This window comes from Cupriavidus sp. SW-Y-13, from assembly GCF_009793345.1.
GTDB lineage: Bacteria > Pseudomonadota > Gammaproteobacteria > Burkholderiales > Burkholderiaceae > Cupriavidus.
Map to the genome: position 1 here is coordinate 536,049 of NZ_WHLX01000001.1, position 22,238 is coordinate 558,286.

Annotated in this window: 22 protein-coding genes; 9 read left to right on the top strand and 13 right to left on the bottom strand. The window is 64.4% G+C overall.

Annotated elements, in window-relative coordinates; genetic code table 11:
- Window positions 1–101: 101 nt before the first annotated feature.
- From GA566_RS02495 to GA566_RS02510, 4 genes are all read right to left on the bottom strand, one after another.
- The gene (locus tag GA566_RS02495) at window positions 102–1,793 is read right to left on the bottom strand and encodes an MFS transporter (protein ID WP_137924977.1); all 1,692 of its coding nucleotides are present in this window, start codon (window positions 1,791–1,793) and stop codon (window positions 102–104) included.
- 300 nt (window positions 1,794–2,093) lie between these two features.
- On the bottom strand, window positions 2,094–2,459 hold the full coding sequence (locus tag GA566_RS02500; protein ID WP_137924978.1) for a DUF4212 domain-containing protein: 366 nt from the start codon (window positions 2,457–2,459) through the stop codon (window positions 2,094–2,096).
- Window positions 2,456–4,030, bottom strand: a complete 1,575-nt coding sequence (locus GA566_RS02505; protein WP_137925015.1) for a sensor histidine kinase — start codon at window positions 4,028–4,030, stop codon at window positions 2,456–2,458. The genes GA566_RS02500 and GA566_RS02505 overlap by 4 nt, the downstream gene beginning before the upstream one ends.
- A gap of 39 nt (window positions 4,031–4,069) precedes the next feature.
- The gene (locus tag GA566_RS02510; protein WP_137924979.1) at window positions 4,070–4,759 is read right to left on the bottom strand and encodes a response regulator transcription factor; all 690 of its coding nucleotides are present in this window, start codon (window positions 4,757–4,759) and stop codon (window positions 4,070–4,072) included.
- A 269-nt stretch (window positions 4,760–5,028) separates the two neighbouring features.
- Between GA566_RS02510 and recA the strand changes: the two genes are divergently transcribed.
- From recA to GA566_RS02550, 8 genes are all read left to right on the top strand, one after another.
- Entirely contained in the window at window positions 5,029–6,087 is a 1,059-nt protein-coding gene (gene recA / locus GA566_RS02515) for a recombinase RecA (RefSeq protein ID WP_137924980.1), read from the top strand.
- A gap of 108 nt (window positions 6,088–6,195) precedes the next feature.
- Window positions 6,196–6,675 (top strand): recombination regulator RecX, encoded by a 480-nt coding sequence (gene recX / locus GA566_RS02520; RefSeq protein ID WP_202126650.1) that lies wholly within the window; start codon window positions 6,196–6,198, stop codon window positions 6,673–6,675.
- Between the two features lie 365 nt (window positions 6,676–7,040).
- Complete coding sequence (locus tag GA566_RS02525) at window positions 7,041–7,721, top strand: DUF2889 domain-containing protein (RefSeq protein WP_137924982.1); 681 nt, start codon at window positions 7,041–7,043, stop codon at window positions 7,719–7,721.
- A gap of 86 nt (window positions 7,722–7,807) precedes the next feature.
- The gene (sucC, locus tag GA566_RS02530) at window positions 7,808–8,974 is read left to right on the top strand and encodes an ADP-forming succinate--CoA ligase subunit beta (RefSeq protein ID WP_130391007.1); all 1,167 of its coding nucleotides are present in this window, start codon (window positions 7,808–7,810) and stop codon (window positions 8,972–8,974) included.
- 68 nt (window positions 8,975–9,042) lie between these two features.
- Window positions 9,043–9,924 carry a succinate--CoA ligase subunit alpha gene (sucD, locus tag GA566_RS02535; protein WP_130391006.1) on the top strand — a complete coding sequence of 294 codons (882 nt, stop codon included), beginning with the start codon at window positions 9,043–9,045 and terminating at the stop codon, window positions 9,922–9,924.
- Between the two features lie 346 nt (window positions 9,925–10,270).
- Window positions 10,271–10,966, top strand: a complete 696-nt coding sequence (locus tag GA566_RS02540; RefSeq protein WP_137924983.1) for a TerC family protein — start codon at window positions 10,271–10,273, stop codon at window positions 10,964–10,966.
- Between the two features lie 461 nt (window positions 10,967–11,427).
- Window positions 11,428–12,039, top strand: coding sequence for a pilin (locus GA566_RS02545; RefSeq protein ID WP_304523577.1), 612 nt, complete (start codon window positions 11,428–11,430; stop codon window positions 12,037–12,039).
- A 132-nt stretch (window positions 12,040–12,171) separates the two neighbouring features.
- Window positions 12,172–13,974 carry a PglL family O-oligosaccharyltransferase gene (locus tag GA566_RS02550; protein WP_160471496.1) on the top strand — a complete coding sequence of 601 codons (1,803 nt, stop codon included), beginning with the start codon at window positions 12,172–12,174 and terminating at the stop codon, window positions 13,972–13,974.
- A 21-nt stretch (window positions 13,975–13,995) separates the two neighbouring features.
- Here the strand turns inward: GA566_RS02550 and GA566_RS02555 are convergent, their stop codons facing one another.
- The 3 genes from GA566_RS02555 to moaC form a co-directional block, all read right to left on the bottom strand.
- A complete protein-coding gene (locus tag GA566_RS02555) occupies window positions 13,996–14,520 on the bottom strand; it encodes a hypothetical protein (RefSeq protein WP_160471498.1) in 525 nt (174 codons plus the stop codon).
- Complete coding sequence (locus GA566_RS02560; RefSeq protein ID WP_160471500.1) at window positions 14,517–15,017, bottom strand: hypothetical protein; 501 nt, start codon at window positions 15,015–15,017, stop codon at window positions 14,517–14,519. Before GA566_RS02560 ends, GA566_RS02555 begins: the two co-directional genes overlap by 4 nt.
- Before the next feature lie 181 nt (window positions 15,018–15,198).
- Complete coding sequence (moaC, locus tag GA566_RS02565) at window positions 15,199–15,684, bottom strand: cyclic pyranopterin monophosphate synthase MoaC (protein WP_137924988.1); 486 nt, start codon at window positions 15,682–15,684, stop codon at window positions 15,199–15,201.
- Window positions 15,685–15,781: 97 nt separating this feature from the next.
- On the opposite strand from moaC, the gene GA566_RS02570 reads away from it, so the two are divergent.
- Window positions 15,782–17,608 (top strand): M48 family metalloprotease, encoded by a 1,827-nt coding sequence (locus tag GA566_RS02570; protein ID WP_370459259.1) that lies wholly within the window; start codon window positions 15,782–15,784, stop codon window positions 17,606–17,608.
- A 100-nt stretch (window positions 17,609–17,708) separates the two neighbouring features.
- Here the strand turns inward: GA566_RS02570 and GA566_RS02575 are convergent, their stop codons facing one another.
- From GA566_RS02575 to GA566_RS02600, 6 genes are all read right to left on the bottom strand, one after another.
- On the bottom strand, window positions 17,709–18,305 hold the full coding sequence (locus GA566_RS02575) for a DUF2946 family protein (RefSeq protein ID WP_160471503.1): 597 nt from the start codon (window positions 18,303–18,305) through the stop codon (window positions 17,709–17,711).
- Window positions 18,306–18,321: 16 nt separating this feature from the next.
- On the bottom strand, window positions 18,322–19,338 hold the full coding sequence (locus GA566_RS02580; protein ID WP_137924991.1) for a YheT family hydrolase: 1,017 nt from the start codon (window positions 19,336–19,338) through the stop codon (window positions 18,322–18,324).
- A gap of 11 nt (window positions 19,339–19,349) precedes the next feature.
- Window positions 19,350–19,790, bottom strand: a complete 441-nt coding sequence (locus GA566_RS02585; RefSeq protein WP_137924992.1) for a nuclear transport factor 2 family protein — start codon at window positions 19,788–19,790, stop codon at window positions 19,350–19,352.
- 10 nt (window positions 19,791–19,800) lie between these two features.
- Window positions 19,801–20,823: a lipopolysaccharide heptosyltransferase II gene (gene waaF / locus GA566_RS02590; RefSeq protein ID WP_137924993.1), complete on the bottom strand. Its 1,023-nt coding sequence runs from the start codon at window positions 20,821–20,823 to the stop codon at window positions 19,801–19,803.
- Window positions 20,824–20,938: 115 nt separating this feature from the next.
- Entirely contained in the window at window positions 20,939–21,133 is a 195-nt protein-coding gene (locus tag GA566_RS02595) for a zinc-finger domain-containing protein (protein ID WP_061954896.1), read from the bottom strand.
- A gap of 63 nt (window positions 21,134–21,196) precedes the next feature.
- Window positions 21,197–22,117 (bottom strand): branched-chain amino acid transaminase, encoded by a 921-nt coding sequence (locus GA566_RS02600; RefSeq protein WP_137924994.1) that lies wholly within the window; start codon window positions 22,115–22,117, stop codon window positions 21,197–21,199.
- Window positions 22,118–22,238: the final 121 nt, after the last annotated feature.

Consider the following 22,238-nt stretch of genomic DNA (forward strand, 5'->3'; position numbering starts at 1 on the left):
CCGAAGGTCTGCCTGGAAGGAGCGGCTGGCCTGGTTGGCCAGCCATCCTGAGCGAGGGTTACCGGTCCCTCCGATAAATCTTCTGCGTCTACTACCAGCCGTCAGTCGTTGGCGTAGATATCCACGTCCTTGGTCTCGCGGACGAACAGCGCGCCGACCACGAAGGTGATGGCCGCGATGACGATCGGGTACCAGAGGCCGTAGTAGATGTTGCCGTTCTGCGCCACCAGCGCGAAGGAGATGGTGGGGAGCAGGCCGCCGAACCAGCCGTTACCGATGTGGTACGGCAGGGACATCGACGAGTAGCGGATGCGGGTGGGGAACATTTCCACCAGCATGGCCGCGATAGGTCCGTAGACCATGGTCACGTAGATCACCAGGATGACCAGGATCACCAGCACCATGATCGTGTTCATCTGCGCGGGGTCCGCCTTGGTCGGGTAGCCGTGCGAGGTCATCTCGCTGCCAACCGCCTTCTTGAACTCCGCGATCTGCTTCTTGCTGGCGTCGTCGAACGCGCCACCGGCCACGTTGGCGTCGAAGGACTTGATTTCCTTGTCGCCGATCTTGACCGAGGCCACCGTGCCGGCCGGTGCTTCCACCACCTCGTAGCTGGCCGATGCCTGGGCAAGCGTACGCTTGACGATGTCGCACGAGCTGCGGAAGTCGATCTCGCGGGCAATCGGGCTACCCTGGAACGAGCAGGTCTTCGGGTCTGCCGTCACCACGATCTGTGCCGACTGCTGGGCGCGTTCCAGTGCCGGGTTGGCGTAGTGCGTCAGCGCCTTGAACAGCGGGAAGTACGTGCACACGGCCAGTGCGCAACCGAGCATGATGATCCACTTGCGGCCGATCTTGTCCGACAGGGAGCCGAAGAAGATGAAGAACGGCGTGCCGATCACCAGGGCGCCGGCGATCAGCAGGTTGGCCGTCTTGGCATCTACCTTGAGCACCTGCGTCAGGAAGAACAGCGCGTAGAACTGGCCCGTGTACCAGACCACGGCCTGGCCGGCGGTCAGGCCCACCAGCGCCAGGATCACGATCTTCAGGTTACGCCATTGACCGAAGGCTTCGGTCAGCGGTGCCTTCGAGGTCTTGCCCTCGGCCTTCATCTTCTGGAAGGCCGGCGATTCGCTCATGGACAGGCGGATGTACACCGACACGGCCAGCAGCAGGATCGAGAGCAGGAACGGAATGCGCCAGCCCCAGACTTCGAATGCCGGACCCGTCAGTTCGCGGCACAGCAGGATCACGATCAGCGACAGGAACAGGCCCATCGTCGCAGTGGTCTGGATCCACGCGGTGTAGGCGCCGCGCTTGCCGTGCGGAGCGTGCTCGGCCACGTAGGTAGCCGCGCCGCCGTACTCGCCGCCGAGTGCCAGGCCCTGCAGCATGCGCAGCAGGATCAGGATGATCGGGGCCGCCCAGCCGATGGTGGCATAGCCGGGCAGCAGGCCGACGACGAACGTCGACACGCCCATGATCAGGATCGTGACGAGGAACGTGTACTTGCGGCCGATCATGTCACCCAGGCGGCCGAACACCAGCGCGCCGAACGGTCGCACGATGAAGCCCGCAGCGAATGCCAGCAGCGCGAAGATGAATGCCGAGGTCGGGTCCAGGCCCGCGAAGAACTGCTTGGCGATGATGGCCGCCAGCGAACCGTACAGGTAAAAGTCGTACCACTCGAAAACCGTGCCGAGGGAAGAGGCCATAATGACCTTTTTCTCTTCCTTCGTCATCGGCGCATTGCTGGCGGACGATACCGTCCCCACGTTTTGCGCGTTTGCCATTTATTGTCTCCTCCGTTTGACGTCGTTCCGTCGAAATGGTCCCTGGTGCCGGGCCATGCCAGATGCGCGTGCCGGCCCATACACCAAAGCTGGAACGATTGTGGGAGGCGAAACTTACTGCGTTCTGACAGAAGTTCTGCAAACGCCGCGGAATGCGTCGGGGTATACGCTACTCGGCGCGAGCCACCGGCAACGGGCGAATTTGCTGCGATGCGGGGCGATTCCCGCGCGTGCCGCATGGCACTGCGCGCAAACGCGCTCTTGCTCTGCAGCATGGCGTGCGGCGGTTCGCGAAAACCCTTACACGGAGGGCAGATCCGCCGAGCGGGGTTTGTCAGGAACGGCGGGCGCTGGCGAGGGCGATGCAACTGACGCCGCGCGGACCTCTGCCTCGATGCGCTCACGCTCATGCAATGCGTCATCGGCCCGATTCATGCGCCAGGCGTAGAGCGCGGCCATCAACACGTAGAGGATCAGTGCCCCCTGCGCGCCCATCCAGTACGAGAATGGCCAGCCCATGAAGTCGAAGCGCAGTTCGCGCGCGAACCAGCTCACGCCGAACGTCATGACAAACCATACGGCCAGCAACCCGACGATCCAGCGCACGTTGTGGCGCCACGACCTGCGTTCGAGCGGCGTCATCCTGTCACGCGGTGGCTTTTTCATGCGAGCGCTTCCTCTGACGGCGTACGGCGCAGCGTGATGCGCAGCCGCGTGCCGGCCAGCCGTGGCGATGTTTGATACACGTGGTCGTCGATCGTTACCTCGCCGCCATGCTGCTGCACGATCTCGCGCACGATGGCCAGTCCGAGGCCACTGCCTTCGGTATTGGTGCCCAGCACGCGGTAGAAACGCTCCATCACGCGTTCGCGTTCGGCCGGCGCGATGCCAGGGCCGGTGTCTTCCACATCGAGATACGCGAAGGGCTCGAACGCATCGGTGGTCACGCGTACCGTGGCGTGGCCACCGGCAGGCGTGTAGCGGATGGCGTTGTCGAGCAGGTTGTTCAGCATCTCGGTCAGCATGAGCCGGTTGCCGGTGATGAGCACCGCGTGCTCGTCGGCTTCCAGGCCTAGGTCGATGCGGCGCGCCCATGCCTGCGGCAGCCAATCCTTCACCACGTCGCGCGCGAGTGCGGCCAGGTCCAGCGGCACCATGCCACCGGCGCCAGCGAGGTTCTCCATTCGTGCGAGAGACAGCAACTGCGTGACGAGGTGCGCCGTGCGTTCCGAACTGCCGGCGATCTGCGCGAGCGAGCGCCGCAACTCTTCGGGCGACTGCTCGCGCTGCGCCAGTTCGGCCTGCATGCGCAGCCCCGCGAGCGGCGTCTTCATCTGGTGCGCGGCATCGGCAATGAAACGCTTCTGCGTCTGCACGGACTGGTCGAGTTGCGCGAGCAGTCCGTTGAACGATGCCACCAGTGGTGTGATTTCCTGAGGCGCGGCGCGTTCATCGATGGGGCTTGTGTCACCGGGATTGCGCGCGCGGATGCGCTGCTGGATCGCCGTGAGCGGCGCGAGTCCGCGCGAGAGGCCGAACCACACCAGCACCACGGCAAGCGGCAGGATCACGAACTGCGGCAGGATCACACCCTTGATGATTTCATTGGCCAGCCGTGCGCGCTTGTCGAGCGTTTCGGCCACCTGTATCAGCACGTGCTGCGGACCGCCAACGTTCTTGAGATCGACGTAGGTATAGGCCACACGCACGTCGTTGCCTGCCACGCGATCGTCGCGCATCGACACCAGGCCAGCGTGGCCCTGTTCGTCTTCGGGCGGCAGCGGCAGGTCGTGATCGCCGGCCACGTATTCACCGCGCCGGCCCACCACCTGGTAATAGATGTTGTCGGTCTCGTCTGCGCGCAGGATCTCGCGCGCCGAGAGCGGCAGTTGCAGCGTCACGCGGCCATTCACTTCGCGCACCTGCTGCGAGAGCACGATGGCACTGGCTTCGAGCGCGCGGTCGAACGGCCCGTTGGCGATGGACTTGGCTACAAGGTACGTGACCGCGATGCTCATCGGCCAGAGCAGCAGCAGCGGTGCCAGCATCCAGTCGAGGATCTCACCGAACAGCGAGCGCGGCGCGGGATGCGCGGAGGTTTCCTCGAGGTGAGGCAAAGCGTCGGCCAGCGCCGCGTCATCGGCGGCGGCATCCGCCAGTGTCGGGTGGGCCGGTTCGGGCTTGCGGGTGGCGCCGTCGGCGGCCTGGCGTCGCCACGGCAATCGCAGCAGACTCAAACGGCTCATGCATGCCTCATACGCGCTGCGTCAGCCAGGTCAATCATGAGCGGCCAGCGCCGGCTGGAATTTTTCGAGGCAGTAGCCCAGCCCGCGTACTGTGGCGATGCGGATGCCACCCACCTCGATCTTCTTGCGCAGGCGGTGTACGTAGACTTCGATGGCATTGTTGCTGACTTCCTCGCCCCATTCACAGAGATGGTCGACGAGCTGCTCCTTCGAGACCAGCCGCCCGCTACGCGTGAGCAGGATCTCCAGCAGGCCGATCTCGCGCGCGGAGAGGTCCAGCATCTGCTCGTTGAGATAGGCGATGCGGCCCACCTGGTCGAAAGCCAGCGGCCCATGACGCATCAGCGTGGCGCCGCCGCCGGCACCGCGCCGCACCAGCGCCCGCACGCGCGCCTCCAGTTCGGACAGCGCGAACGGCTTGGCCATGTAGTCGTCGGCGCCGAGGTCCAGTCCCTTCACGCGCTCGTCCACGCCATCGGCAGCCGTCAGAATCAGCACCGGCAGCATGGCGCCGCGCGTGCGCAGCCGCTTGAGCACCTCCAGGCCGGGCATGCGGGGCAGGCCCAGGTCCAGGATCAGCAGGTCGAAAGTCTGCGTGGACAGCGCCGAATCGGCTTCCACGCCATTGGCGACATGATCCACTGCATAGCCCGACTGGCGCAGGGAGCGAGTGAGGCCGTCGGCCAGTACATCGTCGTCTTCGGCGATCAGAATCCGCATGGTTGTCTCCACCCTTGTCCAGCTTTTTATGGCCTGGCATCGCCGGCCACCGGCTGCGGTACCGGAGGGGCTTGCCAAGCATACTGTTTTTTTATACAGTACTCGACATTCCGCGTCCGGTCTCCGAAAGGGACGGGCGCGGGGCCGAGCAGGGCGCCAAAGGGTTCAAACTCCTCCGATATCAATCGGAAAAGTCTTGAAAATCAGGCGCCGCGCCGCATGCGGCCTATTTATACACCAATTGCTACCTATTGAACTGAAGGACGACCATGGACGACAAGAAGGCCGGCGCCGGCGTGAGCGCTGAGAAGCAGAAGGCGCTTGCCGCCGCGCTCTCCCAGATCGAGAAGCAGTTCGGCAAAGGCTCGATCATGCGCCTGGGCGACGGCGACGTGGAGCAGGATATCCAGGTGGTGTCCACCGGCTCGCTGGGCCTGGACATCGCGCTGGGCGTCGGTGGCCTGCCGCGCGGCCGTGTGGTGGAAATCTATGGCCCGGAATCGTCGGGCAAGACCACGCTGACGCTGCAGGTTGTGGCCGAGATGCAGAAGCTGGGCGGCACCTGCGCGTTTATCGACGCGGAACACGCGCTGGACGTGCAGTACGCGGGCAAACTCGGCGTCGACGTCGGCAACCTGCTGATTTCGCAGCCGGATACCGGCGAGCAAGCCCTGGAAATCACCGATGCGCTGGTGCGCTCGGGCTCGATCGACCTGATCGTGATCGACTCGGTGGCCGCATTGGTGCCGAAGGCCGAAATCGAAGGCGAAATGGGCGATTCGCTGCCCGGCCTGCAGGCCCGCCTGATGAGCCAGGCGTTGCGCAAGCTGACCGGCACCATCAAGCGTACGAACTGCCTGGTGATCTTCATCAACCAGATCCGCATGAAGATCGGTGTGATGTTTGGTTCGCCTGAAACCACCACTGGCGGCAACGCGCTGAAGTTTTACGCCTCGGTGCGGCTGGACATCCGCCGTATCGGCTCGATCAAGAAGGGCGACGAGGTCATCGGCAACGAAACCAAGGTCAAGGTGGTCAAGAACAAGGTTTCGCCACCGTTCCGCGAGGCATTCTTCGACATCCTGTACGGCCAGGGCATCTCGCGCCAGGGCGAAATCATCGACCTCGGCGTGGACGCGAAGATCGTCGAGAAGTCGGGTGCCTGGTACAGCTACAACGGCGAGAAGATCGGTCAGGGCAAGGACAACGCTCGCGAATACCTGCGCGAGAACCCCGATATCGCCAACGAGATCGAGAACAAGGTCCGTGCGGCGCTGGGCGTGGCACTGACCAACGGCGCCACGGCGCCGGCCGAAATCGAAGGCTAAGCCGGCCGATTGCAGCAAGACAGCAGGAAAGCCGTCGCATGGTTGTGCGGCGGCTTTTTTGTTTCTGATGTGTCCTGATGACTGTTTTACCCAAGCCAAGCCGTATTGATGCCCCGTCCCCCGCTATCCCTCAAGGCCCGTGCCGTGGGCTACCTGTCGCGTCGTGAGCACAGCCGGGTTGAGCTGGCTCGCAAGCTGGCGCCGCACGCCGAGTCGGCCGAACAGGTAGAGGCTTTGCTGGATGCGCTGGAGCGCGAGAACTGGCTCTCCAATGATCGGTTCGTCGACAGCCTCGTGCATCGGCGAGCCGTCCGATACGGCAGCGCGCGCGTGATGCAGGAAGCGAAGACCCACCAACTGGGCGGCGACCAGCTACGCGACCTGCAGGATCGATTGCGTGATACGGAACTGGAGCGGGCGACCGAGGTTTGGCGCAAACGCTTCGGCACGCCACCCGATTCCGCGGAAGCGCGGGCCAAGCAGATCCGCTTCATGATGGCACGCGGATTCTCGCGGACGGTGATCGGAAAGATCCTGCGCGGGGCCGAGGACGACTTCCCTGAACGGGATGTGAACTCCGAGGAGTAGCCACCTGCATACCTGCGTACGCATAAGGGGTATTTGTGCGGACGTCAAGGCAGTTGTCGTACCACTGGTGCAACGCAGCGCCGAAACGCGCCGTGCGGCGGATTCCCTTGTGTGAAGCGGGTTTGCCGGTTTTGTCGATGCAACAATCGGCGCCGGACAGTCCGTCGCGCAGGATGTTCCGGGTCAAAGCGGTTCGGCATGTTAAACTCCACGAGTTCTCCGGCCCAAGGCGGCCGTCCGGCCGATTCGTTGAAGATTCAAGGAGTGGCCAGAGCGTGTGCCAGGCAATTCCGGGCCACGGAGTCCACCGCGAATTTCGCCCCCCATTTCTGCCACAACAGCCTGCCGCGTCAGCCCCTGGTGTCATGCCGCTTTCCCCGCCCGTCAATCGAGCCATGCGTCACCGCCGTGCCATCACGGCCGAGGCGTATTTGCGGGAAGACGGCCTGTGGGACATCGAAGCACGCCTGACCGACACCAAGCCGCGCGACATCGAGCTGGCCGGCAACCGCATCCGTCCCGAAGGCCAGCCGCTGCACGACCTGTGGCTACGCGTCACCGTGGATCTGCGCCTGAATATCGTCGATGCCGAGGCATGTTCCGATTGGGTGCCTTATCCGACGCACTGCGACACCATTGGTCCCGCCTATCGTCAGTTGATCGGCCTGAACCTCATGAAGGGTTTCCGCAAGGCGGTGCGCGAGCGGCTTGGCAGCGTGGCGGGTTGCAGCCACCTGACGGAACTGGCCGGTGTGCTGCCGACCACCGCTATTCAGGCTTTCGCCGGCGACGTCTTCAAGATTCGCGACGGCGAGGGTGACGGCACCGATCCCAATCCCGAACCGCCGATGCAGCTTCATGGCTGTCACGCCTTGCATTTCGAGGGCGAGGTGGTTCGCAAGTTTTACCCGCGCTGGTATGGTCACCAGCCGAAACCGAGAGCCGGCGCCGTGGCGTCGTCCCCCCAGAGCGCGTCACGCGCCGATGCCTCGGCATCAGGTGGGGGGGAGACCCAGGTCCACCGGCCCAACGGTACGTCGGGCTGACCGTCACGGTCGGCTCAGGAACAGGCGAAAGCCCTTCGATTCCACATTTTTCCCATCCCTTTACGCCTACCCGAAAGGAAACACGCATGAATATCCATGAGTACCAAGGCAAGGAAATCCTGCGCAAATACAATGTGCCGGTTCCGCGCGGCATCCCGGCTTTCTCGGTCGAAGAGGCCCTGAAGGCGGCTGAACAGCTCGGCGGCCCGGTGTGGGTCGTCAAGGCACAGATCCACGCAGGCGGCCGCGGCAAGGGCGGCGGCGTGAAGGTGGCCAAGAGCATCGAGGACGTCAAGACCTACGCCACGAACATCCTGGGTATGACCCTGGTGACGCACCAGACCGGTCCGGAAGGCAAGAAGGTCAATCGCCTGCTGATCGAAGAAGGCGCGGACATCAAGAAGGAACTGTACGTTTCGCTGGTCGTGGACCGCGTGTCGCAGAAGGTGGCCCTGATGGCATCGAGCGAAGGCGGCATGGACATCGAGGAAGTGGCTGCCCACAGCCCGGAAAAGATCCACACGCTGCTGGTGGATCCGGCTGAAGGCCTGAAGGATTCGGACGCAGACGACATCGCCCGCAAGATCGGCGTGCCCGACGCAAGCGTGCCGCAGGCCCGCCAGGCACTGCAAGGTCTGTACAAGGCGTTCTGGGACACCGACGCTTCGCTGGCCGAAATCAACCCGCTGATCCTGACCGGCGACGGCAAGGTCATCGCTCTGGACGCCAAGTTCAACTTCGACTCGAACGCACTGTTCCGTCACCCGGAAATCGTGGCGTACCGTGACCTGGACGAAGAAGACGCCAACGAAATCGAAGCCTCGAAGTTCGACCTGGCCTACATCTCGCTGGACGGCAACATCGGCTGCCTGGTGAACGGCGCCGGCCTGGCCATGGCCACGATGGACACCATCAAGCTGTTCGGCGGCGAGCCGGCCAACTTCCTGGACGTGGGCGGTGGTGCCACGACCGAGAAGGTGACCGAAGCCTTCAAGCTGATGCTGAAGAACCCGAACGTGGAAGCCATCCTGGTGAACATCTTCGGCGGCATCATGCGCTGCGACGTGATCGCCGAAGGCGTGATCTCGGCCTCGAAGGCTGTTCAGCTGGGCGTGCCGCTGGTCGTCCGCATGAAGGGCACGAACGAAGACCTGGGCAAGAAGATGCTGGCCGAATCCGGTCTGCCGATCATTTCGGCTGACACCATGGAAGAAGCTGCCCAGAAGGTCGTGGCCGCTGCCGCTGGCAAGTAAGGACAACTGCGTTGCCGCCAGGCCAGCGTGAACGACGGGCCGGGCGGGACGACTAAAAGGACTAGCAAATGAGCATTCTGATCAACAAGGACACGAAGGTCATCACCCAGGGTATCACCGGCAAGACCGGACAGTTCCACACCCGTGGCTGCCGTGACTATGCCAACGGCAAGAACGCGTTCGTTGCCGGCGTGAACCCGAAGAAGGCCGGCGAAGACTTCGAAGGCATTCCCATCTACGCCAGCGTCAAAGACGCCAAGGAGCAGACGGGTGCCACGGTGTCGGTCATCTACGTGCCGCCCGCAGGCGCTGCTGCCGCCATCTGGGAAGCCGTCGACGCCGACCTGGATCTGGTGGTCTGCATTACCGAAGGCATCCCCGTCCGCGACATGATGGAAGTCAAGGACAAGATGCGTAAGCAGAACAAGAAGACCCTGCTGCTGGGACCGAACTGCCCGGGCCTGATCACGCCGGACGAAATCAAGATCGGCATCATGCCGGGTCACATCCACCGCAAGGGCCGCATCGGCGTGGTGTCGCGCTCGGGCACGCTGACGTACGAAGCCGTGGGCCAGCTGACCGCGCTGGGCCTGGGCCAGTCGTCGGCTGTCGGTATCGGCGGCGACCCGATCAACGGTCTGAAGCACATCGACGTGATGAAGATGTTCAACGACGATCCGGATACGGACGCCGTGGTCATGATCGGTGAAATCGGTGGTCCGGACGAAGCCAACGCGGCTTACTGGATCAAGGAAAACATGAAGAAGCCGGTGGTTGGCTTCATCGCTGGCGTGACCGCGCCTCCGGGCAAGCGCATGGGCCATGCCGGCGCGCTGATCTCGGGCGGCGCCGATACGGCACAGGCCAAGCTGGAAATCATGGAATCCTGCGGCATCACCGTGACCAAGAACCCGTCGGAAATGGCGCGCCTGCTGAAGGCAATGCTGTAAGCCATACCGATGACGCCGTGCCGCATGTGTCGAATTCGATGCATGCGGTGTGGTGATCTCTCGCTGCCACATATTGCCTTGATCGGTGTGATCGGGGCGGCATGACGGCTGCAAACGTTGCCCCCGCCGTTGCTGGCGGGGGCAACGTCATTCTGGCGATGCGTGTCATAGGGGTATATCCCAACATTACAGCGTTGTCATTGAAACCGAATCGAAAGGTTCGTGCGATAAATCTTCATGTCTGATATCTCAGACATCCGAATGTCCGCAGTGGCCGAGGCTGGTCCGATCATCGACCGTCCGCCGTGGGCACGGAACATAACTTTGAAATTCGAGGAGTCTTGCCGTGGAATTGTTGTCCAGCAGCACGTTCTGGCTTGCGCTGGGTTCGATCATCCTGACCAACATCGTCCTGTCGGGCGATAACGCCGTGGTGATCGCGCTCGCATCGCGCAACCTGCCCCCTGCCCAGCAGAAGAAGGCTATTTTCTGGGGCAGCGCCGCCGCCATCATCATGCGGGTGGTACTGACCGTGGCCGCAGTCAAGCTGCTGAGCCTGCCATACCTGAAGATCGTCGGCGCCGTGCTGCTGGTCTACATCGGCGTGCAACTGCTGACCGGCGACGATGGCGAAGACGGCCATGACGCCAAGGACAACATCTGGGCAGCGATCCGCACGATCCTGATCGCCGACCTGGTCATGTCGCTGGACAACGTGGTGGCAGTGGCTGCCGCCGCGCAGAAGGGCCCGGAAGGCAGCCAGCTGATGCTGCTGATCATCGGCCTGGGCCTGTCGATTCCGCTGATCGTCTTCGGCAGCACGCTGCTGCTGAAGGTGATGGAGCGCTTCCCCATCATCATCGTGCTGGGCGCCGCGCTGCTGGGCTACCTGGCTGGCGAAATGCTGGTCAGCGATCCGGTGGATGCCGCCTGGTTCGAAGTCCATGTGCCGCACGCCCACCTTGTCTTCGGTATTGCCGGCGCGGTGCTGGTGGTGCTGGTCGGCAAGCTGTTGCAGCGTCGCAACGCGCAGCCTGCCTGATATCGCACGAAACATCGCGAGCCAAAAAGCCTTGTGAAACGGGCGACCCGCAACGGGTCGCCCGTTTTGTTTTTTGGCCAGCGGATTCGAGGCAAGCCGTACGGCATCGTCGCCTCGGAGTTTCGTGAATTCTCAGACTGGTCGGGCAATGGGGTCTGTTCGACCACAGCAGGGAAAGGGCCTGAGCCCTTCCCGTGTGGCCCTGATGAAAACGCGCGACGGGTGCAAGCGTAGGAATCTTCTGAATCCTGCATACGGCTTACCTTGAGAAGTCCTGCCTCTCTGGAGATGGACTCAACGTGCCTGCCAAAAAAGACAAGTCCTATCCATCACGGTTTTCCGAGTTTCCAGACTATTTCAGTAAGCGAATTGGGATTGTCTTGGGTCAGTTACAGACGCGAATCGTGCGCCGATCATGCCCCTTGTGCTTTGCCGCGTGAAGTTGAGCCAAGCGGCAGTGCATGACATTTCACAACAAACGAAAAGGGTCATTCATGGAAAGCAAGTTCGACACTATCCAGCCTGTCCACTCGCCATCGCTCCGGTCTCAGTCCTTGCGACAACGCGTGCAGCGCGGCTTCACGCTGATCGAGCTGATGATCGTGGTGGCGATCATCGGTATCCTGGCCGCCATCGCCGTGCCGCAGTATCAGAATTACATCGCGCGCACGCAGTTCGCCGAAGGCCTCAGCCTGGCATCAGGCCAGAAGGCTGCGGTGACCGAGGCGTTCTCTTCAAACGGCGAATGCCCGAATAACACGAATGCTGCGGTGAACGGCATTCCGGTAATGACCACAATCACGGGGGCCTACGTCGATCGAGTGACGACAGGAGGGGTGGCTGACAATGCAGGGGGTTGCACGATCGTGGCTCGGTTCGCACAGACTGCCGCGCGGCCGCTGCGCGGGAACACCGTAACGCTGACGCTGGGCAATGCCGACGGTGGCTCGGTGACTTGGACCTGCAATTCCAACGTTGCCCAGCAGCTTCTGCCGACGGCGTGCGCAGTGGCGCCAGCGGCGGGCGGAGGAGCGGCCGGCGGAGGAGCGGCCGGCGGAGGAGGGGCGGTTTAAGCAGAAGCGCAGCGGTTAAGCAAAACCTCAGCTTATCCCTGCCGTGAAACGCCCGGCCCAGCCGGGCGTTTGTCCTTCCTCCCCCCTCCCGCGCTATCATGGCGCCTCTTCTTTCTTCCCCCACTGGTCCGCATGCCGGCACAGAAAGCCACGATCCCGGCGGCGATGATTGTCGTCGCGTTCACTGTTCCCCTGCTTGTCTCGAAGCACACGCTGCCGCTGTCCACGTTCTACGGCGAATGGACTGCAGCTGCGCTTGGCGTATTGCTGGTGATCGTGCTGGCGATGAAGCGCGTGGACGATGGCTTGCCGCGTGTGCGTGGGGCCTTGCCGTGGATTGTGTGGCTGCCGCTATGGCTGATCGGGGTGACGATCGCGCAGGCTGCCATGGGCATGGCCGATATCACAGGCAGCCGGCTGACGACGCAGCTGGTGCTGGCGCTTGGCGCGGCGCTCATGATCGCTGCATGGCAGTTCGGTCGGGGGATGTCCACGGAGCGTCGGGCCAGCATCGTCGATGCACTGGCTATCGCGCTGCTCGTGGCGGGGTTGCTTGGCACGCTTGCGCAGTGGGTGCAGGTCTTCCGCATGGAGGACCAGATGTTCGGACTCGTCTCCGAATACTTTTATCCCGCGAACCGCCGGCTGTGGGGCAACCTGAACCAGCCGAACCATCAGGCGACGATTCAGGGCCTGGCGCTTGTGGCGGCGATCTGGCTGGCTACGCGTGGCTGGCTCCAATTCCCGAGCTGGCTGGTGGCGACGTTGTTGCTTGAAAGCGGCATCGCGCTGTCCGGATCGCGGACGGGCCTGGTTCACGTGGGACTTGCCGCGGGCTATGCACTGATTGCGGCGGCGATGGCACGCGGTACGCCACGCGGCTCCAGCCCGATGCATCGCGCGCCCGGACTCATCGCCGCAGCCATGATCCTGGTCGTGGGAAGCCTCGCGATGCAGGCTGGCATCAAGGAAGCGGGACGTGCGTTCGACTGGCAGCTATTCGATACCGTCGCGCAGATCCAGGCCGGCAACCAGATGTCGGCGCGTGGCGCATTGTGGGCGCAGGCACTGGCGATGTTCCGCGATCATCCTTTGTTTGGCGTGGGCTATGGTGAATTTGGCTGGGTCCAGTTCCAGGAGGCGGCGCAGGTGCGCGTGGTGGCCGAGATGTCGCTGCATGCCCACAACGCGGTCCTTGACCTGATGGCCAAGACGGGCGCGGCGGGCACGGCGGGCGTGGCGCTGGTGCTGGCGGCGTGGCTCTGGCGTGTCTGGCGCGCGCGGATCTGGCAAGGGTCGGCGGAGGCTCGTGCCGCTGCAGCACCTGTGTTGGTCTGGCTGGCAATGCTCGCGGCGCATTCGATGCTCGAGTACCCGCTGCACTATCTCTACTTCTTCCTGCCGTTCTGCTTCATGCTCGCCTGGCTCGAACCAGCGGGCTTCGGTGGACGCATGCCACGCCAGGCCGGATGGCTGATAAGCGCAGTGTTCGTGGTCGTGTCGGGAGTCGTGTTGGCGACGATGTGGCAGGACTACAAGCGCGTGGAGGCACGCGAGTATGCCAGCGACGCGCACCGAGATAACTTGCCGATGCCGCGCTGGTGGTTCCGCCAGCATGCAGCGTCCGATGTGTCCGAACGGACCGCGATCACCGCCGCCAACGCCCGGACGCTGTTGCCCGGGCACATGGCGGCGTTGCACCTGCTACCTACGCCGACGATGATTCGCCGCACAGCCTGGCTGCTGGCACTGACCGGCGAGCAGGAGCGTGCCCGGCTATGGATGGAGCGATTGCGCTTCTACTATCAGGGCGACGAGGCCGCGCAGTTTGCCGCGCTCGTGCATGACTGCGATGCCATACCGTCACGCCAGCGCCCGCGCGAATTCTGCACCTGGGCAACGCACCGCGAGCACCAGCCGCGCAACGGCAACTGATGCTGACGTTCGCGCCTTGCGTTAGCGGATGTATCCGGGTGGCGGAGGCGGCGGGTAGTAGGGCTGGTAGTTGGCGGGTGGCATCGCAGCGCGGGACGGTGGGGGCGAGTTGACCATCTGCCCGTACACCGGCACGCGATTGCCGCTCGCGTACATGCACTGCACGTAGGCCGCGTCGTAGCGCTGCTGGGAGCCGTAGCCCGCGTTGTACGAATTTCCGGCCCCTACCGCAGCGCCAGTCAACAGGCCGACACCCGCGCCCACGGCAGCCCCAGCACCGCCATCGAACGCCGCACCCGCAGCCGCGCCCAGCGCCGTGCCGATTGCCGCGCTGCCGACGGCCGCCGCGTTGGCATTCTGCTGTGGGCTGGTGCCGCCAATCTGTCCAAACGCATACTGGCGGCAGTTATAGTCGTCGCCCCGGAACTGATCGAACGACTTGTTGGTGCCCGGCAACGCCATCACGCTCGGCCCCGATGGCATCACGGCACAGGCGCCCAGCGCGCTGGTAGCCACGAGCAGCAGGCAGACGGAACGGGTTCTCATGACGTGGCTCCCGGCAGGGCGGACGAAGATGCGGCGGGTGTGCCCGGCACAGGTGCCGAGGACGATGGCGCGCGCGGTTGTTCGCGTTGCCAGCCACCCGGGCATTCCTTTACATACGGAAAATAGCCCTGCGGTTGATTGCAGTAGTACCACCACGCATTGGGCGAGGTGCCATCGGTCAGCGTCGGATTCCCATCGCTGCCCTGCTCGATGTACTGCGGCGGATTCGGCGCCGGCACGGCCACCACTGCCGGTGCGGGATAGTAGCCCGGACCATAGACCGGACCATATGCTGGCCCATAGTAGGAGCCGTATGGTCCCCATCCCGGTCCCCACGCAGGCCCCCAGCCGGGGCCCCATCCTGGGCCGTAGCCCCAGCCCGGTCCGACATAGACACCCACGCCCACGCGCGTGCGGGCCTCGGCGGTTGTGGTGAAAGCGACCGCACCGATTGCGGCCAGTGCCAGCGCCAACTGGCAGAGCTTGCGCCCGTTCATGATCGTTACCTCGAAATCCTGCCGAACACCTGCATAACGCCCGATCCCGCCGCCTGGGATACCGGCGCCGGCTGCGGAATTGTTACGTTCTATTCAATATCAATTTGCCTGAGGCAGGCGCACGGGAGCGCTTTCCGAAATGCGGCGTTACCGTTATTACGGGCAGGACAAGCGCCGGATGCTATCCCTGCGGACCCGCCACCCAGTCGCCCGACTTCCCGCCATGCTTCTCCAGCAGCTTCACATTGCCGATGACCATGCCGCGATCGACGGCCTTGCACATGTCGTAGATCGTCAGCAGGGCGATCTGGACGCCGGTGAGTGCTTCCATCTCCACGCCGGTCTGGCCCTGGGTTTCGGTGCGGACGATGCAGGCGACGGTCGCGCTGGGTTCGTCGAGGGCGAAATCCACGGCCACGCGGGTCAGCCCGATGGGGTGGCACAGCGGAATCAGGTCGGAAGTGCGCTTGGTGGCCATGATGGCGGCCACGCGGGCGATGCCCAGCACATCGCCTTTCTTGGCGTTGCCATCGCGCACCAGCGCGAACGTCTCGGGCTGCATGGTGATCGTGCCAGTCGCCACGGCCACGCGGTGCGTGCTGGCCTTGCTGCCAACATCCACCATATGGGCCTGGCCGGCATTGTCGAAATGGGTGAGCTGACTCATGGGTGCGAACGCTTGGAAAGTGGAGGGTGCGGGGGACGAACTGGCCAGGAGGGCTTGCCCGATGGGAACGTCATCAAGAGGCCGCTATCATAGCAACATGCCAAAGACTCCATGGCCTCGCCGCCTAACCGTCCGGTCGAGTGCCCGCGCTGCCGATTCCGCCGTGCCCGCTCCGTCCGCCGTCCGCGCGTCACTTTTGACGCGTGGGGTGGCGGCTGCGCTCGTGATGACGCTCGCGGCCCCCGCGTGGCCGCAAGGCACCCCATCGCGGGCACCCCAGGTCTCGGCGGCCTCGTCGCCCGCTGCAGCCGCCAACGCGCGGTTGTCCACTGCACCGGTGGCGTCGCTGGGGCCGGCATTGAGCGGCGATGTCAGCGATCAGGTCTTCGACAACCTGAACCGCAGCGTGCGCGCCGGGCAGAAGTCAGACTTCGGGCTGCGCAGCGGCAATACGGTGGTGGAGTCGTCGGGCATCCAGTTGCCGGACCTGGGCGACCCTTCCACGGCATCGCTGTCGCCCGACATGGAGAAGCGGCTTGGCGACCGCATCATGCGCAGCATCCGGCGCGATCCGGACTACGTGTCCGATGCCTTGCTGAACGATTACCTGAATGCGCTGGGTTACCGGCTGGTGCAGGCCGCGCGCAGGCAGAACCTGGCGGGTTCCAACGGTGCGGGCACGTTTGCCACGGGCTTCGAACTGTTCGGTGTGCGGGATCGCTCGATCAACGCCTTCGCCATGCCAGGCGGTTATATCGGCGTGCATACGGGTTTGCTCGTGCAGTCCGAGACCGAGTCCGAGTTGGCCTCGGTGCTCGGCCACGAAATCGGCCACGTCACGCAACGGCATATCGCGCGCGGGATCACGAGCCAGGACCAGTCGATGTGGATCGCCCTGGCGTCGATGGTGCTGGCCGGTCTGGCCGCCACCAAGAGCGGTGACGCGGCGGCGGCGCTGGCCATGGGCGGGCAGGGCGCCGCCGTGGCCAATCAGTTGTCGTTCTCGCGCCGCGCGGAGCGTGAGGCGGATCGAGTCGGGTTCCAGATCATGACCTCGGCGGGCTTCGATCCGCAGGGCATGCCCGATTTCTTCCAACGGCTTCAGCGCGTGACCGGGATTTCAGACACGTCCGTGCCGGCCTATGTGCGCACCCACCCGCTTACGTCCGAGCGGATCGCGGACATGTCCGACCGTGCGCGCCACATCGCTCCGCGCAAGGTCGCCAACACGCCCGACTACGAGTTCGCGCGCGCCCGGGCCGCCGTGGTGCAGTCCCCCGCGCCCAGTGACCTGCGCAACCTGCTGGCTTCGTTCCAGGCCCAGACTTCCACTGCCTCGCCCATACGTCTGCCCGCGATCTACTACGGCATGGCGTTCGCCAACCAGAAGCTGGGCCGTTTCCAGGACGCGGAGAAGGCGTTGATGGAGGCGCGTCGGCTCTACGGCAACATTCCCGGCGTGACGTCGGGCACGCCGATGCTCGACGTGATGGCCGTGGAACTGGCGCGTAACGAAGGCCGTATCCAGGATGCATTGAACCAGTCGGCGGCCACGCTGAAGGCGTTTCCGCTCTCCCACGCCGCTGCGCTGGCCTATGCGGATACGCTGGTCGCCGCGGGCCGCCTCAACGATGCCGTGGCGTTCCTGAGATCCCGCACGCGCGAGGAAACGGGGCGTTCGGAATGGTGGGAGTTGCTGGCGCGCGCCTACGCTGCGCAGGGCAAGCGGCTGCAGCAGCATCAGGCGCTGGCCGAGAAATATGCGATGGACGGTTCGTACCAGGCCGCCATCGAACAGTTGCAGATTGCACGCAAGGCGTCCGATGGCGATTTCTATACGCTGTCGGAGGTCGATGCGCGGCTGCATCAGTTGCAGCTGCAGTACAAGGAGGATCGGCAGGATAGCAAGGGGATGCCGAACTGACGTTCGGTTCAATCTACCGCTGGTTTTTCCCTCCCCCTTTGGGAGAGGGGCAGGGGAGAGGGCAGGCGGTGCAAATTGCCACTGTTCGGCAAGCAGAACCTCAGGCCCTCTCCCCCAACCCCTCTCCCGCAGGCGGGAGAGGGGAGCTTATAAACCCAAACCGCTTCTCCACCTCCGCCTCCACGATCGGCTCGATTTCAATATCGCGGCCATCGTAGTGGAAGACCCCCAGCGTCGCCCCGCAGGCTTCGCCATGCCAATCGCTGGTCGTACTGAACGCATCCAGATCATGATCGTGGAGCAACGCCGCCTGCTCGCCATCCACGCCATCGACCGTGCCCGACAGCAACACATTGCCGTGCTCATCGGCAAAGCATGAAGCCGGAACAAACGCGCGGCCCGTCGTGGTGGACAGCACGCCGTTGTGCAGCCGCACGATCCATGGTGTGTACATCAGCGAAACAAACACGCGCTGCGGCCCGTTCTGGAAGTACCAGCCGCCGTGTTCGTCTCGCGTGTAGTTGCGTTCGATAAAGGCGATAAGCGCCTCATGCCGGATCGGGTCGCCGGACAGGCCGTGCTGTTGCGCGAACTCGTTGCGCATGCGCCATTGGCCGCGCCGGTCCAGCGCCAGCCAGCCGTAGCAGTTCGGCACGTTCGGCCAGCGGGCCATGGCTTGCCTGACAACTTCGTCCATGGTCTGTCTCCTTTGTTTATGCGCGAATGCTGTCGAAGAACGCGAGGATGCGTGCCGGCAGCCATTCGATATGGCCAGCCACGGGCAACAGCGGCAGATGGCCGAGCAGGCCGTTGCGCGGCGTCATGAAGCCGACGTGGCCGCCGTGCTCGGGTTGCTCCAGCGTGACGTCGGCGCTCACCTCTGCGGGGCCAGGCAGGTGGCGGCCCGGCAGGAAGGGATCATTGCGCGCGTTCAGCACGAGCGTAGGAATGCGGATCTCGCCGAGGATGGGCTTGCTGGAGGCGCGCGCCCAGTAGTCGTCCGTATCGCGAAAGCCGTGCAGCGGTGCCGTGACGATGTTGTCGAACGCGTACAGGTCGCGGCTCGCCAGCATCGTGTCGCGGTCGAACAGGCCGGGGAACTGGTCGAGCTTGGCCAGCGACTTGCGCTTGAGCGTCTGCAGGAACATCCGCGTGTAGAGCATGTTGAAGCCGCTGGAGAGCGCCGCCCCGCCTGCCGCCAGATCCAGCGGGGAAGAGATTGCCGCCGCCCCGCTCAGGAAGCCGGCCGCGTGGCCATCCTCGCCAAGAAAGCGCAACAGCGCATTGCCGCCGAGCGAGATGCCCACGGCCAGTATCGGCCGGTCTGGGTCGCTCTGGCGTACCGTGTCGCGCAGACGGTGCAGCACCCAGCGGATCTCGGCGGAATCGCCCGAATGATAGAAACGCGGCGCCTGGTTCAGTTCGCCCGAGCAGCCACGGAAATGCGGAATCACGCCTTGCCAGCCGCGCTCGCGCAGCGCGGTCATCAGCGTCTGCGCGTAGTGGCTGCGCGAGTCGCCTTCCAGGCCGTGGAACATCACCACCAGCGGCGCATCGGCGGCGGTGGGGTGCGTGGTCCAGTCGAGATCGATGAAGTCGCCATCGGGCGTGCTCCAGCGCTCGCGCCGGAACGTGATGCGGCGGTGTCGCGTGAAGCGCGCGGGCAGGATGGTCTGCGCGTGGCCGCCGCGCAGCCACCACGGTGTCTGGAAGGCGTCGCCGAACAGCATGGCGTCGCCTGTCAGTGCAGGGCCTGTCCCGGTGCGGCGGCCACGGCGGCCACCTGCACCGCGTTGGCCGGGCTGCAGTGAATATGGGCCAGGCGCCAGCCCTCGTGGTTCTGCATCAGCACATAGGTGGTATGCACGAAGAGGTCGGCTTCCACGCGGCCTTCGCCAAAGCGCAGCGCTTCGGTCACGTCGAAGATCGACACGCCGAGCGATGAATGGCTGCTGGTCTCGATGGCATCGATCAGCACGGGCTGCTCTTCGAGCAGATGGGCGAAAGCCTGGCGCAGGCTGTCATGGCCGATCAGGCGCTGGCCATCGGGCATGACGCAGGTGACCGAGTCTTCGTCCAGCCAGAGCCGCAGGGCGCCGTCGGCGTCGCGCAACTTCATGGCTTCACGGAAGGCATCGACGATGTCTTCGGCGGAATCGAACAGGCGGGCGAAACGAGGCATGTTGGCGTGGTCAGGGGCGATGCAGGAGTTTGCGCAACTCGACGAACACCATTTCGGGTTCGATCTCCTTCAGGCAACGCAGGTGGCCGAGCGGGCACTCGCGCTTGAAGCAAGGGCTGCACTCGAGTTGCAGCCACATGATACTCGCTGCCTGTGACAGCGGGGGCGTATGGCGCGGATCGCTGGAGCCGTAGACGGCCACCTGGGGCCGGTTCAGCGCGGCGGTCACGTGCATCAGGCCCGAATCGTTGCAGACTGCGGCCTCCGACAGCGCCAGCAGGTCCACGGCATCGTCCAGCGAGGTTTGTCCGCACAGGTTGCGCACGAACGGGGCGCCCGCGACGATTTCCTCGGCGATCTCGCTGTCCTTGGCGGACCCCAGCGTGATCATCTGGGCATACGGATACGAGCGCCGCAGCATCTGCGCCAGCGCCGCGAAATGCGCGGCGGGCCAGCGCTTGGCGGGGCCGAACTCCGCGCCGGGGCAGAACGCGATCACCCGCGTGCCCGGAGCGATGCCGAAGCGGCCAGCAGTGGCCGCCATGCGCGCCGGGTCTACCTTGAGCTGCGGATCGGGGATCGATTCCGGCAGGCGCGCGCCGGGCTTGAGGGCCAGGCGGGCGTAGTGCTCCACCATGGGCGGGCGGTTGTCGCGCGGCGGGTTGGCGTGGCGGATGTTGATCATGCCGAAGCGTGCTTCGCCGCGATAGCCGACGCGAAGCGGAATGCCGGCCAGGAACGGAATCAGCGACGATTTCAGCGAATTCGGCAGTACATAGGCCACGTCGTAGCCTTCGTGCTTGAGCTGCTGGGCGAACATCAGCCGCGCGCTGAGCTGCAGCTTGCCGTGCGCCAGGTCGCTCGGGAATACCTTGCCAATCTCGGGCATGCGCGCGAGGACTGGAGCGACCCACTTGGGCGCGAGGGCGTCGATGACAAGGCGCGGGTGGCGCGCCTTGAGCAGCGAGAAGAGCGGCTGCGCCATCAGGGCGTCGCCGATCCAGTTGGGGGCAATAACGAGGGCTTTTCTCATGGAGTGGGTCTGGCTTGGCCCTTTTCTTCGGTGCCCGGGCATGTCAACGCCCCGGGGCGCTGGGCGGCCCGGGGCGTCAGGTCGAAACGGCAGGAGGAAGCGTGCGTCGTACGGATCAGTGGTGGCCCTTGAGCACGGTGCCCGGCTTGAGCTTGTACACGGTGCCGCAGTACGGGCACTTGACCTCGCCGGTGTCCGCCACGTCCAGGAAGACGCGCGGATGATAGTTCCACGCCGGGGTGTTGCCGGTGGGGCAGTGCAGCGGAATGTCTTCCGCGCCGATTTCTACGACGGTTGCGGTTTGCGTCATGGTATTACGTAGTCTTGCAGGGATGGGTTCGCAGGGATCTTGCTGTTTTCAGGTTGCCGCCGGTCAGACCGGCGTCAGCCACTTCTTGTACTTCTCGTCAGTGCCGTGCACGGCCGCGAAGAAGGTGTCCTGGATGCGCTTGGTGACCGGGCCACGGCTGCCTTCGCCAATGACGCGGTCGTCCAGTTCGCGGATCGGCGTGACTTCGGCGGCGGTGCCGGTGAAGAAGGCTTCGTCGGCGCAGTACATCTCGTCGCGCGTGATGCGCTTTTCACGGACTTCGATGCCGAGGTCGCGCGCAATGGTCAGCGTGGCGTCGCGCGTGATGCCGTCCAGGCACGAAGCCAGGTCCGGGGTGTAGATCACGCCGTTGCGCACGATGAACACGTTCTCGCCCGAGCCTTCGCTGACGTAGCCGTCGGTATCGAGCAGCAGCGCTTCGTCGTAGCCCAGGCCGGTGGCTTCCTGGTTGGCCAGGATCGAGTTGATGTAGTAGCCGCTGGCCTTGGCGCGCACCAGCGACACATTGACGTGGTGGCGCGTGAACGACGAGGTCTTCACGCGGATGCCGCGCTCCATGCCGTCCTCGCCCAGGTAGGCGCCCCACGGCCACGCGGCGATGGCCACGTGAATCGTGTTGCCCTTGGCGGACACGCCCATCTTCTCGGAGCCGATCCAGACCAGCGGGCGGATGTAGCCGGAATCCAGGTTGTTGGCGCGCACCACTTCGCGCTGGGCGGCTTCCAGGGTGGCCTCGTCGAACGGCATCGCCATCTGGAAGATCTTGGCCGAGTTGAACAGGCGGCGCGTGTGCTCTTTCAGGCGGAAAATCGCCGGACCGTCAGGCGTCTTGTAGGCGCGCACGCCTTCGAATACGCCCATGCCGTAGTGCAGGGTGTGCGTCAGCACGTGAATCTTGGCATCGCGCCATTCAATCAGCTTGCCGTCCATCCAGATCTTGCCGTCGCGATCCGCCATCGACATGGTTGTCTCCCTCTGCACCAACGAAAGTCGTAAAGGCGCCATTGTAAGCCGCGGGGCCTTGCGTGCCAACGCGGCCCGGCGGACGCCCGTTCTACAATCGCACCTTTGCCTCCCAGCCTGT